This window comes from Limnohabitans sp. (assembly GCF_040400975.1).
Lineage (GTDB): Bacteria > Pseudomonadota > Gammaproteobacteria > Burkholderiales > Burkholderiaceae_C > Limnohabitans_A.
Window position 1 is genome coordinate 53,631 of sequence record NZ_JBBAPF010000013.1, and the last position, 22,726, is coordinate 76,356.

At 57.8% G+C, this 22,726-nt stretch carries 20 protein-coding genes; 16 read left to right on the plus strand and 4 right to left on the minus strand.

The window, feature by feature from the left end; translation table 11 throughout:
- Position 1: 1 nt before the first annotated feature.
- Entirely contained in the window at positions 2 to 1,030 is a 1,029-nt protein-coding gene (locus ABWQ00_RS09360) for a Bug family tripartite tricarboxylate transporter substrate binding protein (RefSeq protein ID WP_353238400.1), read from the minus strand.
- Between the two features lie 180 nt (positions 1,031 to 1,210).
- Here ABWQ00_RS09360 and ABWQ00_RS09365 point away from each other — a divergent pair, with 180 nt between their 5' ends.
- Positions 1,211 to 2,386, plus strand: a complete 1,176-nt coding sequence (locus ABWQ00_RS09365) for a YbfB/YjiJ family MFS transporter (RefSeq protein ID WP_353238401.1) — start codon at positions 1,211 to 1,213, stop codon at positions 2,384 to 2,386.
- Here the strand turns inward: ABWQ00_RS09365 and ABWQ00_RS09370 are convergent.
- Positions 2,383 to 3,090 (minus strand): VOC family protein, encoded by a 708-nt coding sequence (locus tag ABWQ00_RS09370; protein ID WP_353238402.1) that lies wholly within the window; start codon positions 3,088 to 3,090, stop codon positions 2,383 to 2,385. The genes ABWQ00_RS09365 and ABWQ00_RS09370 overlap by 4 nt on opposite strands.
- The gene (locus tag ABWQ00_RS09375; protein WP_353238403.1) at positions 3,087 to 3,638 is read right to left on the minus strand and encodes a C40 family peptidase; all 552 of its coding nucleotides are present in this window, start codon (positions 3,636 to 3,638) and stop codon (positions 3,087 to 3,089) included. Before ABWQ00_RS09375 ends, ABWQ00_RS09370 begins: the two co-directional genes overlap by 4 nt.
- A gap of 123 nt (positions 3,639 to 3,761) precedes the next feature.
- On the opposite strand from ABWQ00_RS09375, the gene ABWQ00_RS09380 reads away from it, so the two are divergent.
- The 9 genes from ABWQ00_RS09380 to yoaA all read left to right on the plus strand — a co-directional run bounded on the left by ABWQ00_RS09380 (position 3,762) and on the right by yoaA (position 16,226).
- On the plus strand, positions 3,762 to 4,367 hold the full coding sequence (locus ABWQ00_RS09380; protein ID WP_353238404.1) for an isochorismatase family protein: 606 nt from the start codon (positions 3,762 to 3,764) through the stop codon (positions 4,365 to 4,367).
- A gap of 117 nt (positions 4,368 to 4,484) precedes the next feature.
- Complete coding sequence (locus ABWQ00_RS09385; protein ID WP_353238405.1) at positions 4,485 to 6,383, plus strand: propionate--CoA ligase; 1,899 nt, start codon at positions 4,485 to 4,487, stop codon at positions 6,381 to 6,383.
- A gap of 228 nt (positions 6,384 to 6,611) precedes the next feature.
- On the plus strand, positions 6,612 to 9,479 hold the full coding sequence (locus tag ABWQ00_RS09390) for a 2-oxoglutarate dehydrogenase E1 component (RefSeq protein ID WP_353238406.1): 2,868 nt from the start codon (positions 6,612 to 6,614) through the stop codon (positions 9,477 to 9,479).
- 43 nt (positions 9,480 to 9,522) lie between these two features.
- On the plus strand, positions 9,523 to 10,779 hold the full coding sequence (odhB, locus tag ABWQ00_RS09395) for a 2-oxoglutarate dehydrogenase complex dihydrolipoyllysine-residue succinyltransferase (protein WP_353238407.1): 1,257 nt from the start codon (positions 9,523 to 9,525) through the stop codon (positions 10,777 to 10,779).
- A 60-nt stretch (positions 10,780 to 10,839) separates the two neighbouring features.
- Positions 10,840 to 12,267 carry a dihydrolipoyl dehydrogenase gene (lpdA, locus tag ABWQ00_RS09400; protein WP_353238408.1) on the plus strand — a complete coding sequence of 476 codons (1,428 nt, stop codon included), beginning with the start codon at positions 10,840 to 10,842 and terminating at the stop codon, positions 12,265 to 12,267.
- Between the two features lie 113 nt (positions 12,268 to 12,380).
- A complete protein-coding gene (zapE, locus tag ABWQ00_RS09405) occupies positions 12,381 to 13,478 on the plus strand; it encodes a cell division protein ZapE (protein ID WP_353238409.1) in 1,098 nt (365 codons plus the stop codon).
- Positions 13,475 to 13,882 (plus strand): hypothetical protein, encoded by a 408-nt coding sequence (locus tag ABWQ00_RS09410; RefSeq protein WP_353238410.1) that lies wholly within the window; start codon positions 13,475 to 13,477, stop codon positions 13,880 to 13,882. Before zapE ends, ABWQ00_RS09410 begins: the two co-directional genes overlap by 4 nt.
- On the plus strand, positions 13,879 to 14,121 hold the full coding sequence (locus ABWQ00_RS09415) for a DUF465 domain-containing protein (RefSeq protein ID WP_353238411.1): 243 nt from the start codon (positions 13,879 to 13,881) through the stop codon (positions 14,119 to 14,121). Before ABWQ00_RS09410 ends, ABWQ00_RS09415 begins: the two co-directional genes overlap by 4 nt.
- Entirely contained in the window at positions 14,118 to 16,226 is a 2,109-nt protein-coding gene (gene yoaA / locus ABWQ00_RS09420; protein ID WP_502908111.1) for a DNA repair helicase YoaA, read from the plus strand. Before ABWQ00_RS09415 ends, yoaA begins: the two co-directional genes overlap by 4 nt.
- Here yoaA and ABWQ00_RS09425 read toward each other — a convergent pair.
- Positions 16,204 to 17,007, minus strand: a complete 804-nt coding sequence (locus ABWQ00_RS09425; RefSeq protein ID WP_353238412.1) for an outer membrane protein assembly factor BamD — start codon at positions 17,005 to 17,007, stop codon at positions 16,204 to 16,206. The two genes, yoaA and ABWQ00_RS09425, sit on opposite strands and share 23 nt — an antisense overlap.
- A 52-nt stretch (positions 17,008 to 17,059) precedes the next feature.
- Between ABWQ00_RS09425 and ABWQ00_RS09430 the strand changes: the two genes are divergently transcribed.
- The 6 genes from ABWQ00_RS09430 (at position 17,060) to ABWQ00_RS09455 (ending at position 22,725) form a co-directional block, all read left to right on the plus strand.
- Positions 17,060 to 18,064 carry an RluA family pseudouridine synthase gene (locus ABWQ00_RS09430; RefSeq protein WP_353238444.1) on the plus strand — a complete coding sequence of 335 codons (1,005 nt, stop codon included), beginning with the start codon at positions 17,060 to 17,062 and terminating at the stop codon, positions 18,062 to 18,064.
- A 117-nt stretch (positions 18,065 to 18,181) separates the two neighbouring features.
- A complete protein-coding gene (gene scpB / locus ABWQ00_RS09435; protein WP_353238413.1) occupies positions 18,182 to 18,862 on the plus strand; it encodes an SMC-Scp complex subunit ScpB in 681 nt (226 codons plus the stop codon).
- Positions 18,859 to 20,067: a pseudouridine synthase gene (locus ABWQ00_RS09440; RefSeq protein WP_353238414.1), complete on the plus strand. Its 1,209-nt coding sequence runs from the start codon at positions 18,859 to 18,861 to the stop codon at positions 20,065 to 20,067. The genes scpB and ABWQ00_RS09440 overlap by 4 nt, the downstream gene beginning before the upstream one ends.
- 149 nt (positions 20,068 to 20,216) lie before the next feature.
- A complete protein-coding gene (ndk, locus tag ABWQ00_RS09445; RefSeq protein WP_353238415.1) occupies positions 20,217 to 20,642 on the plus strand; it encodes a nucleoside-diphosphate kinase in 426 nt (141 codons plus the stop codon).
- A 33-nt stretch (positions 20,643 to 20,675) separates the two neighbouring features.
- On the plus strand, positions 20,676 to 21,815 hold the full coding sequence (gene rlmN / locus ABWQ00_RS09450) for a dual-specificity RNA methyltransferase RlmN (RefSeq protein ID WP_353238416.1): 1,140 nt from the start codon (positions 20,676 to 20,678) through the stop codon (positions 21,813 to 21,815).
- 4 nt (positions 21,816 to 21,819) lie between these two features.
- Complete coding sequence (locus ABWQ00_RS09455; protein ID WP_353238417.1) at positions 21,820 to 22,725, plus strand: helix-turn-helix domain-containing protein; 906 nt, start codon at positions 21,820 to 21,822, stop codon at positions 22,723 to 22,725.
- Position 22,726: the final 1 nt, after the last annotated feature.

Below are 22,726 nucleotides of genomic sequence, written 5' to 3' on the forward strand. Positions count from 1 at the left end.
ATCACTCGGCCTTGGCACCCGAGTCTTTCACCACCTTGGCCCACTTGGTGATTTCGGTGGCTTGATAGCGCGCCAGTTCATCGGGGCTGGACAAGATCGCATCCAGGCCCAGTGTTTTCAGGCGTTCTTGCACATCGGGCAGTCTGAACACGCGCAGCACCTCCACGTTCAAGCGGTCGATCACGGGCCGAGGCACGTTGGCGGGTGCGAACATGGCAAACCAAGTGGTGGCTTCAAAGCCGGGCACGGATTCGGCCACTGTGGGCACATCGGGCGCAGCGGGTGACCGTCTGGCCGTGGTTTGAGCCAAGGCGCGAATTTTGCCTTCTTTTGCCATGGGCAAGGCCGATGGCATGTTGTCAAACATGACCTGGATGCTGCCGCCAACCAGGTCGGGGATGGCAAACTGACGGCCTTTGTAGGGCACGTGCGTCATGCTGGTGCCTGTGAGGGACTTGAACAATTCACCCGAGACGTGCACCGAGGTGCCAATGCCGGGGGAGCCAAACGACAACTTGTTGGGGTTGGCCTTCATGTAGGCGATGAGTTCGGGCACGTTTTTGACGGGCAAGGCGTTGTTGACCACCAGCAAATTGGGTGCCGAGGCGATCAAGGAAATGGGGCTGAAGTCCTTGACCATGTCGTAGGGCATTTTTTCGTACAGCGCCCCGTTGATGGAGTGCGTACCCACGGTCCCCATGACGATGGTGTGCCCATCGCCGGGCGACTTCGCAACGTTGTCCGCGCCGATGTTGCCGCCTGCGCCAGGTCGGTTGTCGATGACCACAGGAAATCCCAGCTGCGCTTTTTCGCTGAACAGCCGCGCCAAAATATCCGGCGCACCCCCAGGCGGAAATGTGACCACCAAGCGCAAGGGTTTGTTGGGAAAGGCTTGCGCTGCAGCGCCTGTGGCACACAAAGCGCCCAAACTGAGCACCAGCAAGCCAAGGCTGCGTCGAAGTGGGTTGGCAATGCGGCGAGCAGACCGAGTCGTGGGCAGTGCAGAGGGTGCGGCAGAACGTGTGGGCATGAACAACTCCTTATGAGCGTTTCACTTTAGGGGGCTGCAAGTCTGGCCGGGATGGTGAAAACCCTTTGTTGCAGGGGGCTGGGTGTCATGTCCGAGACGCGCCGAGCGGTTGCCCATGCGTCAGTGCGCGTGTTCCGTGCGCCCATGGTCGGTACAAATGCGTGGATACTTGGCGCTGCTATGCAAGACACTTCCACCTCTCGTTCGTTACAAGCTTGGCAGGTCATGGTCGGGGGCATTTGCGGTTTGGTGCTGACCATTGGTCTGGCCCGCTTTGCATATACGCCCTTGCTGCCCGCCTTGCAGGCACAAACCGGTTTGAACGATGCCGCTGCCGGGGGCTTGGCGGCAGTCAATTACGCGGGCTACATCGTTGGTGCCTTGGTAACAGCCTGGATGGACGATGTGCGTTGGCGTCACCGTTTTTACAGTGCTGGCCTGTGGATGGCCTTGCTCACCACAGCGGCAATGGCTTTGTCGAGTTGGTTGCCGGCCTGGGGGCTGTGGCGTTTTCTGGGCGGTTTGTGCGGGGCCACGGGCATGTTGCTCGGATCAGGCTTGGTGCTGGGCTGGTTGATGCGCCAAGGACGCAGGCCCGAGCTGGGTGTGTTGTTCATCGGCCTGGGGCTGGGCATTGTGGTGTCTGCGCTGGGCGCTTGGGTCTTGTCGGGCATCTGGACGCTGTGGTCGGACCAATGGCTGGCCTTTGCCGCACTGGGCGTGGTGTTTTTTGTGCCGGCTTGGTTATGGCGTCCGCCTGTGCCGCCCCTGCCCACCGCTGCAGCGGTCGCCCAAGTACAGCCGCTGGTCTCGCGCCGCTGGATGGCGACCATGGCGCTGAGCTATTTTACGGCGGGCTGGGGTTTTGTCATCAGCGCCACTTTCACCGTGGCCATTGTGGAGCGCGAACCGGCTTTGGCCGGGCAGGGCGCTTTGGCTTGGACGCTGGTCGGTCTGGCGGCCATGCCGGCCGTGTTTTTATGGGACCGTGTGGCTCGAAAGTTGGGCGACATTCCGGCCTTGCTGCTGGCTTTTGGTCTGCAGACGGTGTCCATCGTGCTGCCAGCTTTGTCGGGTTCACTGGCGGCAGCGCTGGTCGGTGCCGTGGGTTATGGCGCCACCTTCATCGGCATCGTGAGCCTGACCTTGGCCTTGGTGGGAAGGCGTGCGCCCCAAAACCCCGGCAAGGCCATGGCCCGCTTGACCTTGAGCTACGGTGCCGCGCAAATGCTGGCGCCAGTGGTGGCCGGGGCCATGGCCCAGGCTACGGGAAGTTTCAAAGGCGCTTTGTGGCTGACAGCCGGGGTGATGGTTGTGGGCATGGCGCTGCTATTGGCATTGCCCAAAGAGACCTAAATCCCCAAGCTTTGCAATTGCACCAGGCCTTTTGGGGTCTGCAAGGTGGCGACCAAGTTGGCGGGCCCATTCACAACTTCAACACCGGTCAGGCCCACGGCATCCAAAGCGTTCTGCAGTTTGGCGCTGCTGGGGTGGTGAACGGTCAGGCTTTGTAAGCTCACACCCGAGCGGGGCAAGCTGTTGCGCGGGTGCAATCGCAAGGGTTCAGCGGCCTCGGGCTTGCCCCATTGAATCAAAGTGGGCAAACAGCCGTTGAACAGGCGCTCGCCGTCTTCACGCACGGTGATTTGCCAGTGGAGCATGCCCTTGCTCGACTTTCGGCTGGCATGCACGATTTGCCCGCGTTCAATGCCCTGGGTGCGCAATGCGTGACGGGCCGCCTTGATGTCGTCGGTGCTGCTGACAAAGTGCACCAAGCGAGGTTCTTGGGCGATGGCTTTATGCAAGGCCATGTCGTCCATGTCAAACCAGCGCGTGACCTGCAGACGTTTTGGAATCACGGCCTCTGGGTTGATGGCGATGATCTCAAAATAGGCCAGAGGGTATTGGGGCGTGGCAATTTTGAACAAGCGGTTGTGGGTGCCGTATTTTTCGTGTTCGCCACCCGCAGACGGGGTGATGCCCAAGGTGGCTTCGCACCATTGCACGCCCACTTCCAATGAAGAGGCCACCACCACAAGGTGGTCAATTTGGGTTTTCATGGTTTGGCGTTTTCGCTGTCCAGAGGTACGCGGCGTGCGCCGTTGAAGCGTTTTTGCCAATATGCGCTGCGCATGTCTTCGACCTGTACCGTTTTGCCGGCACGGGGCGAGTGAATGAATTGGCCATCGCCCACATAAATGCCCACATGGCTGAAGGCCCTGCGCATGGTGTTGAAGAACACCAAGTCACCGGGCTTGAGTTCTTCTTTGTCAATCACTTGGGTCGCTCGGGCCTGCTCTTCGGCACGACGCGGCAAGAGGCGGCCAACTGATTTTTCATACAAGTGACGCACAAAACCACTGCAGTCAAATCCTGTGCTTTCGGTGTTGCCGCCACGTCGGTAAGGCACGCCCAAAAGACCCATGGCCTGAACAACCATGCCTGTGGCCTGGTCACTGGCTTTGTCTTTGGCCAAAGTCAATTGACCTGTTATCTGCGACACCAAGCGTTTGTCCACCGGGGCATTGACCACCGCTTCATCAGAAGGGGCCGTCCATGACGGGGTGCTTATAAACAAGCTCAGCAAGAACAGGAACTTCCATCGCATAGTCGGCGAGCATAACGGATCTGGATGCTTGGCTTTGGCCAGCCTTGGACGGGGGTGTACAAGGCGCTGCTCAGACGCTGGGGAGTGCTGCGACAATCCATTCATTCTTTTTGAGGACAAACGATGTTGATGCAAGCGGATGAGAGTCAGTTGGTGTTGGTGGATTTTCAAGCCCGATTGAAGCCCGCCATGCTGGATGCCGAAGCGGTTTGGGCCAATGCGGCTCGTCTGGCCACCTTGGCCAAGGCTATGCAGTTGCCCATCTGGGGCACCGAGCAAAACCCGTCCCGCCTGGGTGAGATGCCCCCCGAAATTCGAAGCCACTGCCGTCAGGTGTTGGCCAAAATGCATTTCAGTGCGGTTGAGGAAGGCCTTGGGGAGTGGTTGAAGCCCGAGACACCTCAGGCCCCTCGCGGCAACGCGCGCAGTCTGCCGCGCCATTTGCAAAAAACACAGCCTGCCGCCCAAGAGCGTCAAACCATTGTGTTGGGGGGCTGTGAAGCCCATGTTTGCTTGTTGCAAACGGCACTGGATTTGTTGGAAGATGAATTTGAGGTCTGGGTGGTCACAGATGCATGCAGTTCGCGCACCGAGCGCAACCGAGATGCCGCTTACGACCGTTTGGCTGGGGCGGGGGCTGAATTGGTGACAGCGGAAATGGTCGCTTTTGAATGGGTTCGTTCGGCCGAGCACCCGGAATTCAAACTGCTGCAAACCCTTTTTAAATGAGTCTTTGAGTCAGCTTCTAGCAAGTCCTTTGTTCATAATTATGAATTCAGAAGAAGGGCGGCTGACGCAAGCGACCTTTCATCCGTTTTGACTTGGCCGGAAATAGAGGAGATTTTTATGGGCAATTTTGCTGAGTTTCACGCGCGTTCGATCCAAGACCGCGATGCTTTTTGGGCCGAGCAAGCCAAATGGGTGGACTGGAAAGTCCCGCCGAAGCAAATATGTGACTACAGCAACCCTCCATTTGCCAAATGGTTCGTGGGTGGTGAGACCAATCTGTGCCACAACGCGGTGGACCGCCACTTGGCCGAGCGGGCCGACCAGCCCGCATTGATCTTTGTTTCGACCGAAACCGATCAAGAAAAAACCTATACCTACCGTGACCTGCATGCCGAAGTGCAACGCATGGCGGCCATTTTGCAAAGTCTGGGCGTGGTCAAGGGCGATCGTGTGCTGATATATATGCCCATGATCGCCGAAGCTGCTTTCGCCATGTTGGCCTGTGTCCGTCTGGGCGCCATCCACTCGGTGGTGTTTGGCGGGTTTGCCTCGCACTCGCTGGCCAGCCGCATCGAAGATGCTTCGCCCAAAGTCATCATCAGCGCCGACGCGGGTTCGCGTGGTGGCAAGGTGGTGCCTTACAAGCCACTGCTGGACGAGGCCATCCAGCTCTCGGCCCATAAGCCCGCCAACGTCATCATGGTAGACCGCAAGTTAGCGGCTTTTTCTCCCGTGACTGGCCGCGATGTGGACTACGCCAACGAACGTGCCAAGCACATGGATGCCTTGGTCCCCTGCGAGTGGGTCGAGTCCACCCACCCCAGCTACACGCTCTACACCTCGGGCACCACCGGCAAGCCCAAGGGCGTGCAACGTGACACCGGGGGTTACACCGTGGCCTTGGCTGCCAGCATGCCTCATGTGTTTGAAGGCAAGCCGGGCGGCACCTTCTTTTGCACCAGCGACATTGGCTGGGTGGTGGGCCACAGTTACATCATTTATGGCCCACTGATTGGTGGCATGGCCACCATCCTCTACGAAGGTCTGCCCATCCGTCCCGATGGCGGCATTTGGTGGAGTCTGGTCGAAAAGTACAAAGTCAACGTCATGTTCAGCGCGCCCACGGCTATCCGCGTGCTCAAAAAACAAGACCCTGCGTTGCTCACCAAGTACGACCTGTCCAGCTTGCAAGCCTTGTTCTTGGCTGGCGAGCCACTTGACGAGCCCACGGCCAAATGGATTTCAGAAGGCCTCAACGGCAAGGCCATCATCGACAACTATTGGCAAACCGAAACCGGCTGGCCGATTCTGAGCATTTGCAATGGGGTAGAAAAAGCGCACAGCAAGTTTGGCTCGCCCGGCAAAGCCATTTACGGTTACAACGTCAAGCTGGTCGATGACCAGACGGGTGAAGAACTGACGGGTGCCAACCAAAAGGGCGTGTTGACCATCGAAGGCCCTTTGCCACCCGGCAACCTGCAAACCATCTGGGGCGACGACGCGCGTTTTGTCAAAACATATTGGAAGACGGTCCCCAATAAGTTGGTCTACAGCACCTTTGATTGGGCAGTGCGCGACGAAGACGGTTATTACTTCATCTTGGGCCGCACCGACGACGTGATCAACGTGGCTGGACACCGCTTGGGTACCCGGGAGATCGAAGAGAGTATCTCCAGCCATCCCAATGTGGCCGAAGTGGCGGTGGTGGGTGTGGCTGATCAGCTCAAAGGGCAGGTGGCCATGGCCTTTGCCATTGCCAAGGACACCTCGGGTCTGACCGATGCGGCAGCGCGCCTCAAGCTCGAAGGCGAAGTCATGAAAGTCGTGGACAGTCAGTTGGGCGCAGTGGCGCGTCCTTCACGGGTGTTTTTTGTCTCGGCTTTGCCCAAGACCCGCAGCGGCAAGTTGTTGCGTCGCGCCATTCAGGCCGTGGCCGAAGGCCGCGATCCGGGTGACCTGACCACCATGGACGACCCTGCAGCTTTGCAGCAAATCGTTGACCAGATCAGGGGCTGATGGCGGCTCTTTAAAACAGGACCCCGCCTTGGCGGGGTTTTTTGTATGGAAGACCATTCCCTTTCGTTCGGTCTGTAAGTTGGCGTTTGGACAAGGCATGGCACAATATACGCTGTACTCAGGCCCTTCCCATGCCACAGTCGCATCCGCCAACCGGTTCAGCCGTGTCGCGGAAGGTAATTCTTAACCAACTAATGTTTCCCTGAGGGGAACGGAGGTCAGCGAAATATGAGCGAGACTAATTCCGTCTACGCTGCCTATTCAGGCAACACCCACCTTTTCGGAGGCAACGGCCCTTACGTCGAAGAGATGTACGAGAACTACCTGGCCAATCCAGGCAGCGTGCCTGACTCCTGGCGAGAGTATTTTGACGCCCTGCAGCACGTACCCGCTCTTGATGGCTCCAATGCCAAAGACGTGCCCCATTTGCCCGTCATCAATGCTTTTGCAGAACGTGCCAAATCCGGTGGGACCAAAGTGGTCATGGCCAGCGAAAACGTTGAGATGGGACGCAAGCGCACTGCCGTGCAGCAGCTCATTGCTGCTTACCGCAACGTGGGTCAGCGCTGGGCTGATCTGGACCCCTTGAAGCGCACCGAGCGCCCTCACATTCCCGACCTCGATCCGGCTTTCTATGGCTTTTCGGATGCCGACCAGGAAACCGTTTTCGACACCAGTAACACCTTTTTCGGCAAAAACAACATGTCTTTGCGCGAGCTGCTGAATGCGCTGCGCGAGACCTATTGCGGCACGCTGGGCGCTGAGTATATGTACACCACCGAACAGGCTGAAAAGCGCTGGTGGCAACAAAAGCTCGAAAGCATCCGCAGCAAGCCCAACTTCACGGCCGAAAAGAAAAAACAAATCTTGGACCGCTTGACCGCTGCCGAGGGCTTAGAGCGTTACCTGCACACCAAGTACGTCGGCCAAAAGCGCTTTTCGCTTGAAGGCGGCGAGAGCTTCATTGCGGCCATGGACGAGTTGATCCAGTCGGCTGGCGCTCAGGGCGTGCAAGAAGTCGTGATCGGCATGGCCCACCGTGGCCGCCTGAATGTTCTGGTCAACACCATGGGCAAGCTGCCCGCTGACTTGTTTGCAGAATTCGACCACACCGCCCCCGAGGAGTTGCCTGCGGGTGACGTGAAGTACCACCAGGGCTTCAGCTCTGACGTGAACACGGCCGGCGGCCCTGTGCACTTGTCTTTGGCGTTCAACCCTTCGCATCTGGAAATCGTGAACCCGGTGGTCGAAGGCTCAGTGCGCGCCCGCATGGACCGCCGTGGCGATCCGCTGGGCAAGCAAGTTTTGCCAGTCTTGGTGCATGGTGACGCGGCCTTTGGCGGCCAAGGTGTCAATCAGGAAACATTTGCTCTGGCCCAAACCCGGGGTTATTCCACTGGCGGCACAGTGCACATCATCATCAACAACCAGATTGGTTTCACCACGTCTGACCCGCGTGACATGCGTTCAAGCGTGTTTTGCACCGACATCGTCAAGATGGTCGAAGCCCCGGTGTTGCACGTCAATGGTGACGATCCGGAAGCCGTGGTCATGGCCACACAGCTCGCGCTGGAATACCGCATGACCTTCCGCAAGGATGTGGTGCTGGACGTGGTGTGTTTCCGCAAACTGGGCCACAACGAGCAGGACACCCCCGCGTTGACACAGCCGCTGATGTACAAAAAAATCGCGGCGCACCCCGGCACACGCAAGCTGTTTGCAGACAAACTCACGGCGCAAGGCTTAGGGGACACCCTGGGTGACGACATGGCCAAGGCCTACCGCGCTGCATTGGACGCGGGCAAAAACACGACCGAACCTGTGTTGACCAACTTCAAAACCAAGTTCACTGTGGACTGGGCACCCTTCATGGGCAAAAAGTGGACCGATGCAGGCGACACCTCGATCCCGTTGGCCGACTGGAAGCGCCTGGCCGCGAAAATTTCGACCATTCCAGATTCCGTCACGCCACACCAGTTGGTTAAAAAAGTCTATGAAGACCGTGCCGCCATGGGCCGCGGGGACATTCCTGTTGACTGGGGCATGGGTGAGCACATGGCTTTCGCCTCACTCGTGGCCAGCGGTTACCCGGTGCGCCTGTCGGGTGAGGACTGCGGCCGCGGCACCTTCACACACCGCCATGCGGTCATTCACGACCAAAAACGTGAAAAGTGGGACACCGGTTCCTACGTGGCCCTGCAAAATGTGTCGGACAAGCAAGCTCCATTCGTGGTCATTGATTCGATCTTGTCCGAGGAAGCCGTTCTGGCCTATGAATATGGTTATGCCTCCAACGATCCCAATACCTTGGTGGTTTGGGAAGCCCAGTTCGGTGATTTTGCCAACGGCGCGCAAGTGGTGATTGACCAGTTCATCGCATCAGGTGAAGTCAAGTGGGGCCGTGTCAACGGCATCACCTTGATGCTGCCGCACGGCTACGAAGGCCAAGGGCCGGAGCACAGTTCGGCCCGCGTGGAGCGTTTCATGCAGTTGGCAGCCGATACCAACATGCAGTTGGTTCAGCCCACCACCGCCAGCCAGATCTTCCATGTGCTGCGCCGCCAGATGGTGCGCGATTTGCGCAAGCCACTGGTGATCTTCACGCCCAAGTCGCTGCTGCGCAACAAAGACGCCACATCGCCCGTGTCCGAGTTCACCAAAGGCAGTTTCCAGACAGTCATTGGCGAGACCAAGGACATCAAAGCCGACAAGGTCAAGCGTGTGATCGCTTGCTCGGGCAAGGTCTATTACGACTTGGTCAAAAACCGGGAGACCAAAGGTGCTGACGACGTTGCCATTGTTCGTGTGGAGCAGCTGTACCCCTTCCCGCACAAGGCCTTTGCTGCAGAACTCAAGAAGTACCCGAACGCCACCGATGTGGTGTGGTGTCAGGATGAGCCACAGAACCAGGGCGCCTGGTTCTTCATTCAGCACAACATCCACGAAAACATGCTGAGTGGTCAGCGTCTCGGTTATGCCGGACGTGCAGCTTCGGCATCGCCTGCCGTGGGTTACTCGCACCTGCATCAGGACCAGCAAAAAGCATTGATCGAAGCGGCCTTCTCAAAGCTCAAGGGCTTTGTGTTGAGCAAGTGATCCCAAAAACAAACTGGCGTTTAACCTTTAAAGAGAAATCAACATGGCTATCGTAGAAGTCAAAGTTCCCCAACTGTCCGAGTCCGTGGCAGAAGCCACCATGCTGCAGTGGAAGAAAAAAGTCGGTGACACCGTTTCGGCGGATGAGATCCTGATCGAGATTGAAACCGATAAGGTGGTGCTGGAAGTGCCTGCTCCATCGGCTGGTGTTTTGTCTGAAATCTTGGTGGGCGATGGTGGAACTGTCACGGCCGAGCAGCTGATTGCACGCATCGACACCGACGGCAAAGTGGCCGCAGTCGCACCTGCTGCAGCAGCTCCTGCCGCAGCAGCTGCCCCAGCAGCTGTCACTGCACCTGCACCTGCAGTTTCCAGCACCAGCATGGCCGGCGTGGCCATGCCCGCAGCTGCCAAGCTGATGGCCGACAACAGCCTGGCCGCTGGTTCGGTCCCTGGCACGGGCAAAGATGGCCGCGTGACCAAAGGCGATGTGCTCTCGGCTGTGGCCGGTGGTGTCAAGTCGACCGCTGCGGTGATTCCTACAGGCGTGCCCACCAAAACACTGGCTCAAGTGGCAGCGCCTGTTGTGAACCTGGGTGACCGTCCTGAGCAGCGCGTGCCCATGACCCGTTTGCGCGCCCGTGTGGCCGAGCGTCTGCTGCAATCGCAGTCGACCAACGCCATCCTGACCACCTTCAACGAAATCAACATGGCTCCGGTTATGGAGATGCGCAAACGCATGCAAGAGCGTTTTGAGAAGGAACACGGTTGCAAGCTGGGCTTCATGAGCTTCTTCGTCAAGGCTGCAGTGCACGCTCTGAAGAAGTTCCCGGTGCTGAACGCTTCGGTGGATGGAAACGACATCGTTTACCACGGCTACTTCGACATCGGTATCGCGGTGGGCTCGCCCCGTGGTTTGGTGGTGCCTATTTTGCGCAACGCCGACCAGATGAGTTTTGCTGACATCGAAAAGAAGATCGCTGAGTTTGGCCAGAAAGCCAAAGACGGCAAGCTGGGCATCGAAGAGATGACTGGTGGCACCTTCTCGATCTCGAACGGCGGCACCTTTGGATCGATGATGTCGACTCCCATCATCAACCCACCCCAGTCGGCGATTTTGGGCGTGCACGCGACCAAAGACCGCGCCATGGTGGAAAACGGCCAGGTCGTGGTTCGTCCCATGAACTACTTCGCCATGTCCTACGACCACCGCATCATCGATGGTCGCGAAGCTGTGTTGGGCTTGGTCGCCATGAAGGAAGCGCTGGAAGATCCGGCTCGCTTGCTGTTCGACATTTAAACCCCTTGTTTTGAATGCCCCCTTGCCCAGGGGGCGTTTTTTATCCTGAAGGCATTCCTCATGAGCAAACAATTCGACGTCGTCGTCATTGGCGGTGGCCCCGGTGGCTACATCGCGGCCATCCGTGCCGCGCAACTCGGTTTCCAGGTCGCCTGTATCGACGAATGGAAAAACGCGGCCGGTGGCCCCGCGCCAGGCGGCACCTGCACCAACGTGGGTTGCATCCCCTCCAAGGCGCTGCTGCAGTCCAGCGAGCACTTTGACCACGCCAATCACCACTTTGCCGAGCACGGCATCAGCGCCACGGGCGTGAAGATGGATGTGGCCAAGATGTTGGCGCGCAAAGACACCGTTGTGAAGCAAAACAACGATGGCATCTTGTACTTGCTGAAAAAGAACAAGGTTACGTTTTTCCACGGTCGCGGCAGCTTTGCTGGCAAGGCTGACGGCGGCTACACGATCCATGTGGCTGGCAAGACCGAAGAGGACATCACCGCCAAGCAAGTCATCATCGCCACTGGCTCCAATGCCCGCGCCTTGCCCGGTACACCGTTTGACGAGGTCAATGTGTTGTCGAACGACGGCGCTTTGCGCGTGGGCGCTGTGCCCAAGAGGCTCGCCGTCATCGGCTCGGGTGTGATCGGTTTGGAGATGGGTTCGGTCTGGCGCCGTTTGGGCGCTGAGGTGACCATCCTCGAAGGCCTGCCCACCTTCTTGGGCGCGGTGGACGAGCAAATCGCCAAAGAAGCCAAGAAGGCTTTCGACAAGCAAGGCTTGAAGATTGAGCTGGGTGTGAAGGTCGGCGAGATTGTCAACGGCAAGAAGGGCGTGACCGTCAACTACACCAACGCCAAAGGCGAAGCCGTCAAGCTGGACGCCGACAAACTGATCGTCTCAATTGGCCGTGTGCCCAACACCATCGGCTTGAACACCGAAGCCGTGGGCTTGCAGCTCGACGAGCGCGGCGCGATCGTCGTGGACGGCGACTGCAAAACCAACTTGCCCGGCGTGTGGGCTGTGGGTGACGTGGTGCGCGGCCCCATGCTGGCGCACAAAGCAGAAGAAGAGGGCGTGGCGGTGGCCGAGCGCATCGCAGGCCAACACGGTCACGTCAACTTCAACACCATCCCTTGGGTCATCTACACCAGCCCCGAGATCGCTTGGGTCGGCCGTACCGAGCAGCAGCTCAAGGCCGATGGTGTGGCGTACAAAGCCGGCTCCTTCCCGTTCCTCGCGAACGGCCGTGCACGGGCCTTGGGCGACACCACCGGCATGGTGAAGATGCTGGCCGACGCCAAGACCGATGAAATCTTGGGCGTGCACATTGTGGGCCCCCAAGCCTCTGAGTTGATCGCCGAAGCCGTGGTAGCCATGGAGTTCAAGGCTTCGTCGGAAGACATTGCTCGCATCTGCCATGCGCACCCATCTTTGAGCGAGGCGACCAAAGAAGCGGCCTTGGCTGTGGACAAGCGGACCCTGAACTTCTGAGCCCTTGACCCCCTTATCCTCTGGTTTGGGGTGAGTTGGGTTAAAGTTCAGTCACCCTGAAAACCCGGGCTCCACCCGGGTTTTTCTCATTTGAATTGAAGAGTCCACTGCCCATGTCCGTTCGTGAAGTTTACGAAGCCGAGTTGCTCAAGCGTGATTACCAAAGCGATCCCGCACAGCTCAGAGCCATTCAAGCTTTGGAGCGTTGTTCTGCTGAATGGACGGCCTACAAATCCAAGCGATCCGGCTTGTTCGGCAAGTTGTTTGCTCGCCCTGAGATTCCCAAAGGGGTCTATATGTTTGGCGGTGTAGGGCGGGGCAAGAGCTTTTTGATGGACTGCTTTTTTGCAGCTGTCCCGGTTGAGCGTAAAACCCGTTTGCACTTTCACGAATTCATGCGCGAGGTGCACCGCGAATTGACGGCCATCCAAGGCACGGTGAACCCCTTGGACGAGCTGGGCAAACGCATGGCCAAGCGATATCAGCTGATTTGCTTTGATGAATTTCATGTGGCCGACATCACCGACGCCATGATCTTGCACCGCTTGCTGGTGGCATTGTTTGACAATGGGGTAGGCTTTGTCACCACGTCCAATTTTGAGCCCAACGGGCTTTACCCCGACGGCCTGCACCGCGACCGCATCTTGCCCGCGATTGCATTGCTGAACGAGCGCATGCAGGTTTTGAATGTGGACAACGGGACGGATTATCGCCGCCGCACGCTGGAGATGGTCAAGCTCTACCACTCGCCTTTGGGCGAGCAGGCCGACCACGAGATGAATGAAGCCTTTAACCGCTTGGCCACAGGGCCGGACGAAGACCCGGTGTTGAACATTGAAGCCCGCGAAATCAACGCCAAACGCCGAGCCGGGGATGTGGTGTGGTTTGACTTCCGGTCCATTTGCGGCGGTCCGCGTTCTCAAAACGACTACCTTGAAATTGCCACGCAGTACCACACAGTGCTGCTGAGCAACGTGCCGCACATGCCGGTGAGCATGGCATCCGAGGCGCGGCGGTTCACTTGGTTGATCGACGTGCTGTATGACCGCCGGGTCAAGCTCATCATGTCGGCTGCTGTGCCGCCCGAAGGCCTTTACACCTCCGGCCCCATGTCCCATGAGTTTCCTCGAACGGTGTCGCGCCTTCATGAAATGCAATCGAGTGAATTCCTGGCGCTGGAGCACCGCACTGTGGACACGAACCTCACATGAGCCCAGTACGCCTGTCTAGCCTGGTGATTTCTTTGGCGGCTTGGGGTCTCGTTTGCAGTGCATTCGCGCAGAACCCCCAAGAGGCCGCCGTGCAAACTGGACCCCCAGCCTTGCCAGCCAGTCCCCCAAGTTTGGATGTACCCGCGGAAATTGCCCGCCAAAGGCAAGCTGTGGCCGCCGTGCGCGAGGCCATTTTGAAGTCAGATGAGCAGCGACAGGCCGCATGCTGGCAAAAATTTGCGGTCAATGCTTGTTTGATCGAGACCCGCCGCATTCGCAGGCAAGCCCTCGATCCTTTGGCTCAGCAAGATCTGGTCTTGAACGCACAAGAGCGTGAGTGGCGCTCTGCCCAGCGAGAGCAGCGTTTGCTCGGCAAACAACCCGAAACCCAAGCTGTGCCATGAGCGACTCCCCGCTTTTGGATGGGCCAGCCTCGTCGGGGTTGGAGTTGCACTCTCCACAGCGCCAGTTGATCGAGTGGCAGATGGAACATGCCGATCTCAACGCGTTGATTGACCAAGCCTCAGCCACCGTCACCCCCCATGACGAGCTGCGTATGCGCCGCATGAAAAAGCGGCGTTTGGCGCTGCGGGACCAAATTGCCGCACTTCAGTTGCGCTTGGCGCCGAAGGAGCCTGCTTGAACTTGCTTGATCAGCGGGTGGCCGACACTTTGTCGAGCCAGGGTGTCTTGGCCCAAGCGGTGCCTGGCTTTCAGCCACGGGATGGACAAACCGAGATGGCTTTGGCGGTCAGTCGAACGGTCCAAGACGGCGGTCAATTGGTGGTCGAGGCGGGCACTGGAACAGGCAAAACCTATGCCTATTTGGTGCCGGTTTTGCTTAGCGGTCAGCGTGCGCTGGTGTCCACAGCCACCAAGGCGCTGCAAGACCAATTGTTTTCTCGTGACATACCCCGGCTGGTGGAAGTCTTGGGCTTGCCGATCCGCGTGGCTTTGCTCAAAGGGCGATCCAATTACCTGTGTTTGCACAGAATGGAGCAGGCCCGTCACAGCCCAGAAGCGGCACAACCCGGCGCGCAAAAAGCCTTGGCCAAGATTGAGACTTGGGCGCAGTCCACGCGGACGGGCGATATGGCCGAACTGACGGGTTTGGATGAACGTTCGTCTTTGTGGCCATTGGTCACATCGACCCGCGACAATTGTTTGGGCTCCAGCTGTCCGCGTTACCGAGCTTGCCATGTCAATCTGACCCGCAAAGAGGCCATGGCAGCCGATGTCGTCGTCATCAACCACCATTTGTTTTTTGCCGACATGGCTGTGCGAGAGTCGGGGGTGACCGAGCTGTTGCCCACTGTGCGCGTGACGGTCTTCGACGAGGCTCACCAGCTCAATGAGATTGGGGTCAATTTTCTGGGGCAGCAGTTGTCAACGCTGCAATTGCACGAGTTGGTGCGGGACGTGTTGGCCACGGGTTTGCAATTGGCTCGGGGTTTGGTCGATTGGCAGGCCCTGAGTGCAGGCTTGGAAAAAGCCGCCCGAGATTGGCGTCTTGCAGCAGGCATGCACCGGGGTGCGGTGCGCTTGCGCTGGACCGGTCAGCACCCCGAGGGCGTTGATCCTCAAGAATGGCACAGCAGTTTGCAGGCGGTGACACAGGCTTTGGCTGATTTGAAAAATGGCTTGGACATGGTCAGCGAATTGGCACCAGATTTTCAGCGTCTGGGTGACCGCACGCGCGAGCTGATGCAGCGCGCCGTCGTGTTTGCTGACACCCCCAATCCTGAAGGCGTGCGATGGGCGGAGGTCAACGCGCAGCTGCGTCTGATTGAATCGCCGCTGGATATTGCACAGGCTTTTTCGGCTTTGACGCGGCCCAAGTCACCTGCAACGCCCGAGAGCGAGCACTTGACCGCAGATGAGGAGGATCTGGAGGCTTTGATGGCGGGAGATCCGCGGCTCGCCGACACTTCGAATGGCCGTCCCGGTGGTGTGGGGCAAAGGGCCTGGATTTTCACTTCGGCCACTTTGGGTGATGAGCCCAGTTTGCGTTGGTTCACCGAGCCTTGTGGCTTGAGTTCGGCCGAGGTCATGCAGGTCAGCAGCCCTTTTGACTATGGGCGTCAAGCGGCGCTGTATGTGCCGACCCATTTGCCGCGTCCGGGTGACACCGGTCATGCCGGTGAAGTGGCCAGCCTCGTCCTGAAAGCTCTCAGCATTTTGGGGGGGCGAACCTTGGTGTTGACAACCACTTTGAACGCCATGCGCAGCATTGGTGATTTGCTGCAAAGCCAAGGCGATGGCCGTGTTGAAGTGCTGGTGCAAGGTCAAAGTCCCAAACGTCGTCTGATGGAGCGTTTTCGCGAGGGTGGAGGGCAGGGCGATCCTCATGGCCGCAGCGGTTGTGTGTTGGTCGCCTCCGCTTCTTTTTGGGAGGGCTTTGACGTACCCGGTGATGCTTTGCAACTGGTGGTGATCGATAAACTCCCGTTCCCACCTCCAGGTGACCCTTTATTTGGGGCCCGCAGCCAGCGGATTACCCAACAAGGCAAGAGTGCTTTTGCCGATCACGCATTGCCAGAGGCTGCTGTGTCTCTGAAACAGGGAGCAGGTCGTCTGATACGGAGTGAGACCGATCGGGGTATTCTGGTGGTGTGCGACAGCCGCTTGGTGGGTATGTCTTATGGTCGTCGCTTGGTGCGAGGCCTGCCTGAAATGCGTCGTTTGGAGAACCAAGAGGCCTTTGAGGCGGCGTTAGTTGAGCTCTCTAAGGACGCCACCAGCTCTTAGTGCGGGTTGGAGCCTTGCCCTGAAGGAAGAGCGACTGAGGGTAATTTTTTGTCAATACGCGCAGGGTATCGTCGCGCAGCGCAGTCATGCCCATGGCGTCATAGGACTTGACCAAAATGGCCAAGGCTTCTTCGATGGCCGGCACACCTTCGAAATCGGAAATGGCCTGTTGGGCCCGGTTGATGGCGGCCACATGTGCGCCGCGTTTGGCGTAGTAACGCGCCACATGGACTTCATAAGCGGCCAAGGAATTGACCACATGCGTCATGCGTTGGCGTGCATCGACGCTGTACTTGGAATCAGGAAAGCGAGTGGTCAACTCAAGAAAAGACTCGTAGGAATCCTTGGCGGCCTTTTGGTCGCGCTCTGACAAATCTTGGCGGGTCAGGAAGGAGAACATACCCAGGTTGTCGTTGAAATTGACGACGCCTTTTAAGTACAAGGCGTAGTCCAAGGCTGGGCTGGTGGGGTGCAAACGGATAAAGCGGTCTAGCGTAGCCAAAGCCTGAATTTTGCTGCCCGTTTTGAACTGTGCGTAGGCTTTATCAATTTGGGCCTGCTGGGCCAAAACGGTACCGGCCGCGCGTCCTTCGAGCTTTTCGTAGTATCCGATGGCTTTGTCCCAAGCGCCCGCATTGACCTCGTCACGGGCTTCGCTGTAGATTTTTTCTGGGGTCCAACCCGCCGTGGGGTCTTTGGGGTTGTTGGCGCAGCCGCTCAGAATAAGTCCCGCAGCCAAAACGAGGCTGGCTGGAACCGCCGATAATCTGGAGCTTTGCATCTGTGACCCCCTTGAACTGTTGAACGCTTTGATTATATCGACCGACCCCGAAATGGATGACCGGAACCAGGCGCTCGAAGATGCCGAGCACATGACGGATGCTGTCCAAGAGGTGCGCCAAGTTGTGGTGCCGTCCCCTTTACACGGTCAGCGTTTGGACCGGGTGTTTGCGCAATTGGTCCCGGAGTTTTCACGCAGCTATTTGCAGCAGTTGATTGAGCAAGGCGATGCCTTGGTGGACGGCCGAGTGACCACCAAGGTCTCGGCCAAGGTTCGTTTAGGGCATCAATTGCAAATCACCCTGCGTGCCACCCCTCAGTCGCAAGCCTTTGTGCCAGAGGCCATGCCCATTGATGTGATTTTCGAGGATGAGCACCTGCGTGTGATTCACAAACCGGCTGGTTTGGTGGTGCACCCTGCGCCTGGCAATTGGGGAGGCACTTTGCTCAATGGGCTGTTGGCTCTGGACCCTAAAGCCAGCGAAGTCCCTCGCGCTGGCATTGTTCACCGTTTGGACAAAGACACCAGTGGTTTGATGGTGGTGGCCCGAACTCGACAGGCCATGGACGCGCTGGTCGATCAAATTGCAGCCCGTGAGGTGCACCGTCAATATCTGGCCATGGCCCATAAATGCTGGACTGGTCCTTTGCAAAAGCACGTTGATGCTGCCATTGGCAGGGACTCGGGCAATCGCTTGCGCATGGCGGTCGTGGATTTGACGCATCAGTCGGGCAAAACCGCCTCCACCACCCTCGATGTCTTGGCACAAGGTGAACGCTGCTGTCTGGTTCGATGCACCCTGCACACAGGGCGCACACACCAAATTCGGGTCCATATGGCCCACATTGGACACCCACTCATCGGCGATCTTGTCTATGGCGGTGAGGCTGCAGGCGGCATGGTTCGGCAAGCCCTGCATGCTTGGCGCTTAGCGTTTGTACACCCCATCACTGGCGCTGACATGGATTTTCAGACCGACTGGCCGCAAGACATGTCTGCGGCGTTGATGCCACTTGGCCTCAGCTACAATCTGGGGCTTGGAATGCAAGCGGCGTGAGACGCCTTGGTGCGTGCTATTGATGTCAAACCCGGTCTTGATCCAGTGTTTGACCATGGCAGCAGCTGATTCCCTAACGACGCCGTGAGGCGTTTTTTTTTCCGAAAGACCGACACCATGAACATGGTGCAAGCCAAGCGTGTCCTGGAAACGGCGCTGCTCACTGCCGGGCAGCCTTTGTCCTTGCGTGATCTGCGCGTTTTGTTCGACGATGAGCTAGGGGCAGACACTCTGCGTTTGTTGCTGCAAGAAATTGCTCTTGAATGGGCCAACAAAGGCTTGGAGTTGACCCATGTGGCCAGCGGTTGGCGTTTCCAAAGCCGGCCAGAACTGCGCTCCTACTTGGACCGTTTACATCCCGAAAAACCTCCCAAATACACGCGAGCTGTCCTCGAAACCTTGGCCATCATCGCCTATCGCCAACCTGTTACCCGTGGCGACATGGAAGACATTCGCGGTGTCACCATTGGCTCTCAAATCATCAAGCAATTGGAAGACCGTGGTTGGGTGGAAGTGATTGGTCACCGTGAGACGGTAGGCCGACCCAGCCTGTTTGCCACTACCCGTCAATTTCTGGATGATTTGGGCTTGGAATCGCTGGACCAGCTTCCTCTTTTGTCGCAAGTTGATCCCCAGATGTCGGCTTTGGCCGGCATGCTCGAAGAGGTGCCATTGCAAGCGAGTCTGTCGCTCGACGAGGTGTTGGCCGATCACCCTCCAGAATCAGAGCTCCTTTCTCCCTTGCCCGATGCGGCCTCAATAACCGCCCTGAACAGGGACGAAACCCCCAACACATGAACGATCAAGATTCTCAAGACCAAAACCAGCATGCTGGCGTTTACGCCAAACGCAAACCGGGTGCGATGACGCAAGCCCTGCAGGTTTCCTTCAAACCCATCGCCTTGGCCGATGTGGTGTCTGGTCAATTTGACGAAGAAGAAGGTCTCGAGTCTTTGTCGGTAGATTTGGGCAAGCGGGTTTTGGCCCCTCAATCCGATTCTCCCAAGTTGCACAAGGTGCTCGCTCAAGCGGGTATGGGCTCGCGCCTTGAGATGGAAAAGCTGATCACTGAAGGCCGAATTGCTGTCAACAATGAACCTGCCCACGTGGGGCAACGCGTTCAGTATGGCGACCAGATCAAGGTCGATGGCAAGCCCATTCGCATCCGAATTGACCCGCCGCCTGCCCGTGTGATCGCTTACCACAAGCCCGCGGGTGAGATCGTCAGCCACGATGATCCACAAAATCGACCATCTGTTTTTCGCAAGTTGCCTCGTCTGCAAAACGGCAAGTGGCAGTCTGTGGGCCGTTTGGACCTCAACACTGAAGGGCTTTTGCTGTTCACCAGCTCTGGTGAGTTGGCCAATCAACTCATGCACCCCCGCTTTGGTTTGGAGCGAGAGTACGCCGTGCGTGTGCTGGGTGCGCTGAGCAAAGAAGAAAAAAACCGCTTGTTGGATGGCGTCATGCTGGACGATGGTCCAGCCCAGTTCGGATCGATCGAGGACGGTGGCGGGGAGGGGTCCAATTGTTGGTACCGCGTCACCATCTCTGAAGGCCGTAACCGCGAGGTGCGCCGCATGATGGAGTCTGTGGGCCATGCTGTGAGCCGACTGATCCGTATCCGCTATGGCGCCATGGTTTTGCCACACGGCTTGCGCCGAGGCGCATGGCTGGAACTGGACGAGGCCGACATCCGATCCCTGATGCGCGCCGCTGGAACCGCAGAGCGTCCCCGCGCCGTCACTGAGTCCGCATCACGCACCAACCGCAACGACAGGCGTCCTCGAACCGGCGGACAAGGGCGTGCGGGAACTGCCTTACCAAGAGCCAAGCCCGCGGCCAAGCCCAATCAAGCGCCCGGTGGATCTGGCCTGCACGCCAAAGCCGACGCCCCCAAAAACGAACCCAAGTACATCGGTGCAGAAAGCTTCAACCGTTTGAAAAAAGCGCCAGGTGGTGCGGGGCGAGGCGGACGGGGCGGCACTAAAACCAGCCGATGATTCCCCTTGAATCTGGCCAATGAGCCCGCTTGGGCTGAGACCCTTGCTTTGGCGGGGTTGAGGTCGTGATCAGCCCCGCTCAGGTTAGAATAACTGGCTTTGCTGCAAGGCAAAATTGCTTTATAAAACTTTTGAAATAGGAAAAAATCATGGCCATCGAACGCACTCTCTCCATCATCAAGCCCGACGCCGTTGCCAAGAATGTCATCGGCCAAATCTACGCCCGATTTGAAGCTGCCGGCCTCAAAGTGGTCGCAGCCAAGATGGTGCACCTGTCGCGCGCCGAAGCCGAACAGTTTTATGGCGTTCACAAGGCCCGCCCCTTCTTTAAAGATTTGGTTGATTTCATGATTTCCGGCCCAGTGATGATTCAAGTCCTGGAGGGCGAAAATGCCATTGCTAAAAACCGCGATCTGATGGGCGCTACCGACCCCAAGAAAGCTGATGCTGGCACCATCCGCGCCGACTTTGCTGACAGCATTGATGCCAATGCTGTCCACGGCTCTGATGCACCGGAAACTGCTGCTGCAGAAATCGCTTTCTTCTTTGCTGGTCTGAACGTCTACGCACGCTGATCGCGTTGCGGCCCTAGCCCGTCCCCAAAACCCATGACGGCCAACCTTCTCGAATTTGATCTGGATGGTTTGGCCGTTTTTTGTGAGGGGCTGGGCGAAAAGCGTTTCAGGGCAACCCAGTTGTTCCGCTGGATTCATCAGCGGGGCGCAGCAGACTTTGATCAAATGAGTGACTTGGCCAAGTCACTGCGACAAAAGCTCCAGGTTCATGCGCACATCTCGGCGCTGCCTGTCATCAGTCAACACATTTCGACCGACGGCACGATCAAATGGCTTTTTGATGTCGGCGATGGCAATGCCATCGAGTCGGTTTTCATTCCCGAAGACGATCGGGGCACCTTGTGTATCTCCTCTCAAGCCGGTTGTGCTGTGGGTTGCCGTTTTTGTTCCACTGGCCACCAGGGCTTCAGCCGCAACCTGACCACGGGAGAGATCCTCGCGCAGTTGTGGTTTGCTGAACATTTTTTGCGTAAGCACCTGAACACATCCGATCGGGTCATCTCCAACGTGGTGATGATGGGCATGGGCGAGCCATTGCAAAACTACACGGTCTTGGTGCCTGCTTTGCGCGCCATGCTTGATGACCACGGTTATGGCCTGTCGCGCCGCCGCGTCACGGTCTCCACCTCGGGTGTGGTGCCCATGATTGAGCGTCTTTCGGCCGATTGCCCGGTGGCTTTGGCAGTGTCCTTGCACGCTCCCAACGACGCGTTGCGTGACAACCTGGTGCCGCTCAACCGCAAATACCCGCTCGATGAACTGATGCAAGCGTGTATCGGCTACTTGGCCCATGCCCCCAGAGACTTCATCACTTTTGAATACTGCATGCTGGACGGTGTCAACGACCAAGCCGAGCATGCCTGCCAATTGATCGATCTTGTGCAAAAGCACGCCCGCCAAGGACTGCGTTGTAAATTCAATCTGATTCCTTTCAATCCATTCCCGGCTTCGGGTTTGCTGCGCTCGCCCCAGGCCCGGGTGCAGGCTTTTGCCAAACAGCTTCAAGACGCAGGTCTTGTCACCACGGTGCGCAAAACTCGGGGCGATGATATTGACGCTGCTTGTGGGCAGTTGGCCGGTGATGTGAAGGACCGCACTCAAGTTCAGTTCCGTATGGCCCAACAGCGTGTTGTGCCTTTGATGCTTTATCCATCAGGCGCCAACCAGGAGTGATCGCATGACCAGCCATTCCGAGTCCGAGAACCCTCCGATCTTGTCGGCCGGTCAACTGCTGCGCGAGGCCAGACTCAAGGCGGGCGTGCATGTGGCGGTTTTGTCGGTGAACCTCAAAGTGCCGGTTCGGCAATTGGAAGCATTGGAAGCCAATGAGTTCGATAGCGACAAAGGTCCAGTTTTTTACCGTGGTTTGGCCGCCAGTGTATGCAGGCAACTGAATCTCGACCCAGCACCCGTTTTGGCCCTTTTGCCGCGACCATCAAGCCAGCTCGTTGTCAGCAAGCAAATGCTTCAACCCACAGCTCCCATGCACGTGAGATCGGGTAAAAGTGAGACGTTTCAAGCCCGTTCTTCTTTGAAAGTTGTCAGTTTAGGAGCCTTGTTGTTGGCACTGACTTTGTCATTTGTCTGGATGCCTTCGCCGCTTCAATGGACATGGTTGGATGAGTTAAGTCTGCCATGGGTAAACCCACCATCGCCAGCAGAAGTGACCCAAGAAGTCCAGGTATTGCCATCTCAGCGGATTGCCAATGAGGCTTCTTTGTCAACGCCTGTCGTTCCACCATCCGCCGCCTTGGTTTCCCCCCCGGTGCTTTCCCCTGTCTTGCCAAATCAACCCACAACCAACAACAACCCCAGCGTGGCGGTGGTGCCCACCCCTGCAAACTCTGTACCATGGGTATTTTCGGCCTCTGCAGAGAGCTGGCTGGAACTGAGAGACGCTCAAAATACTGTGGTTTGGAGCGGTATTTTGAAGGCAGGCGAGACCACAAGAATTCAAAGTTCCTTGCCAGTCCGCGTGGTGGTCGGCCGTGCTCAAGCGGTGAATGTCACCCTGCGCGGCGCGCCTTTTGATTTGAAGCCACATACCCAAGTCACCGTGGCACGGTTTGAAGTGAAGGAGTAAT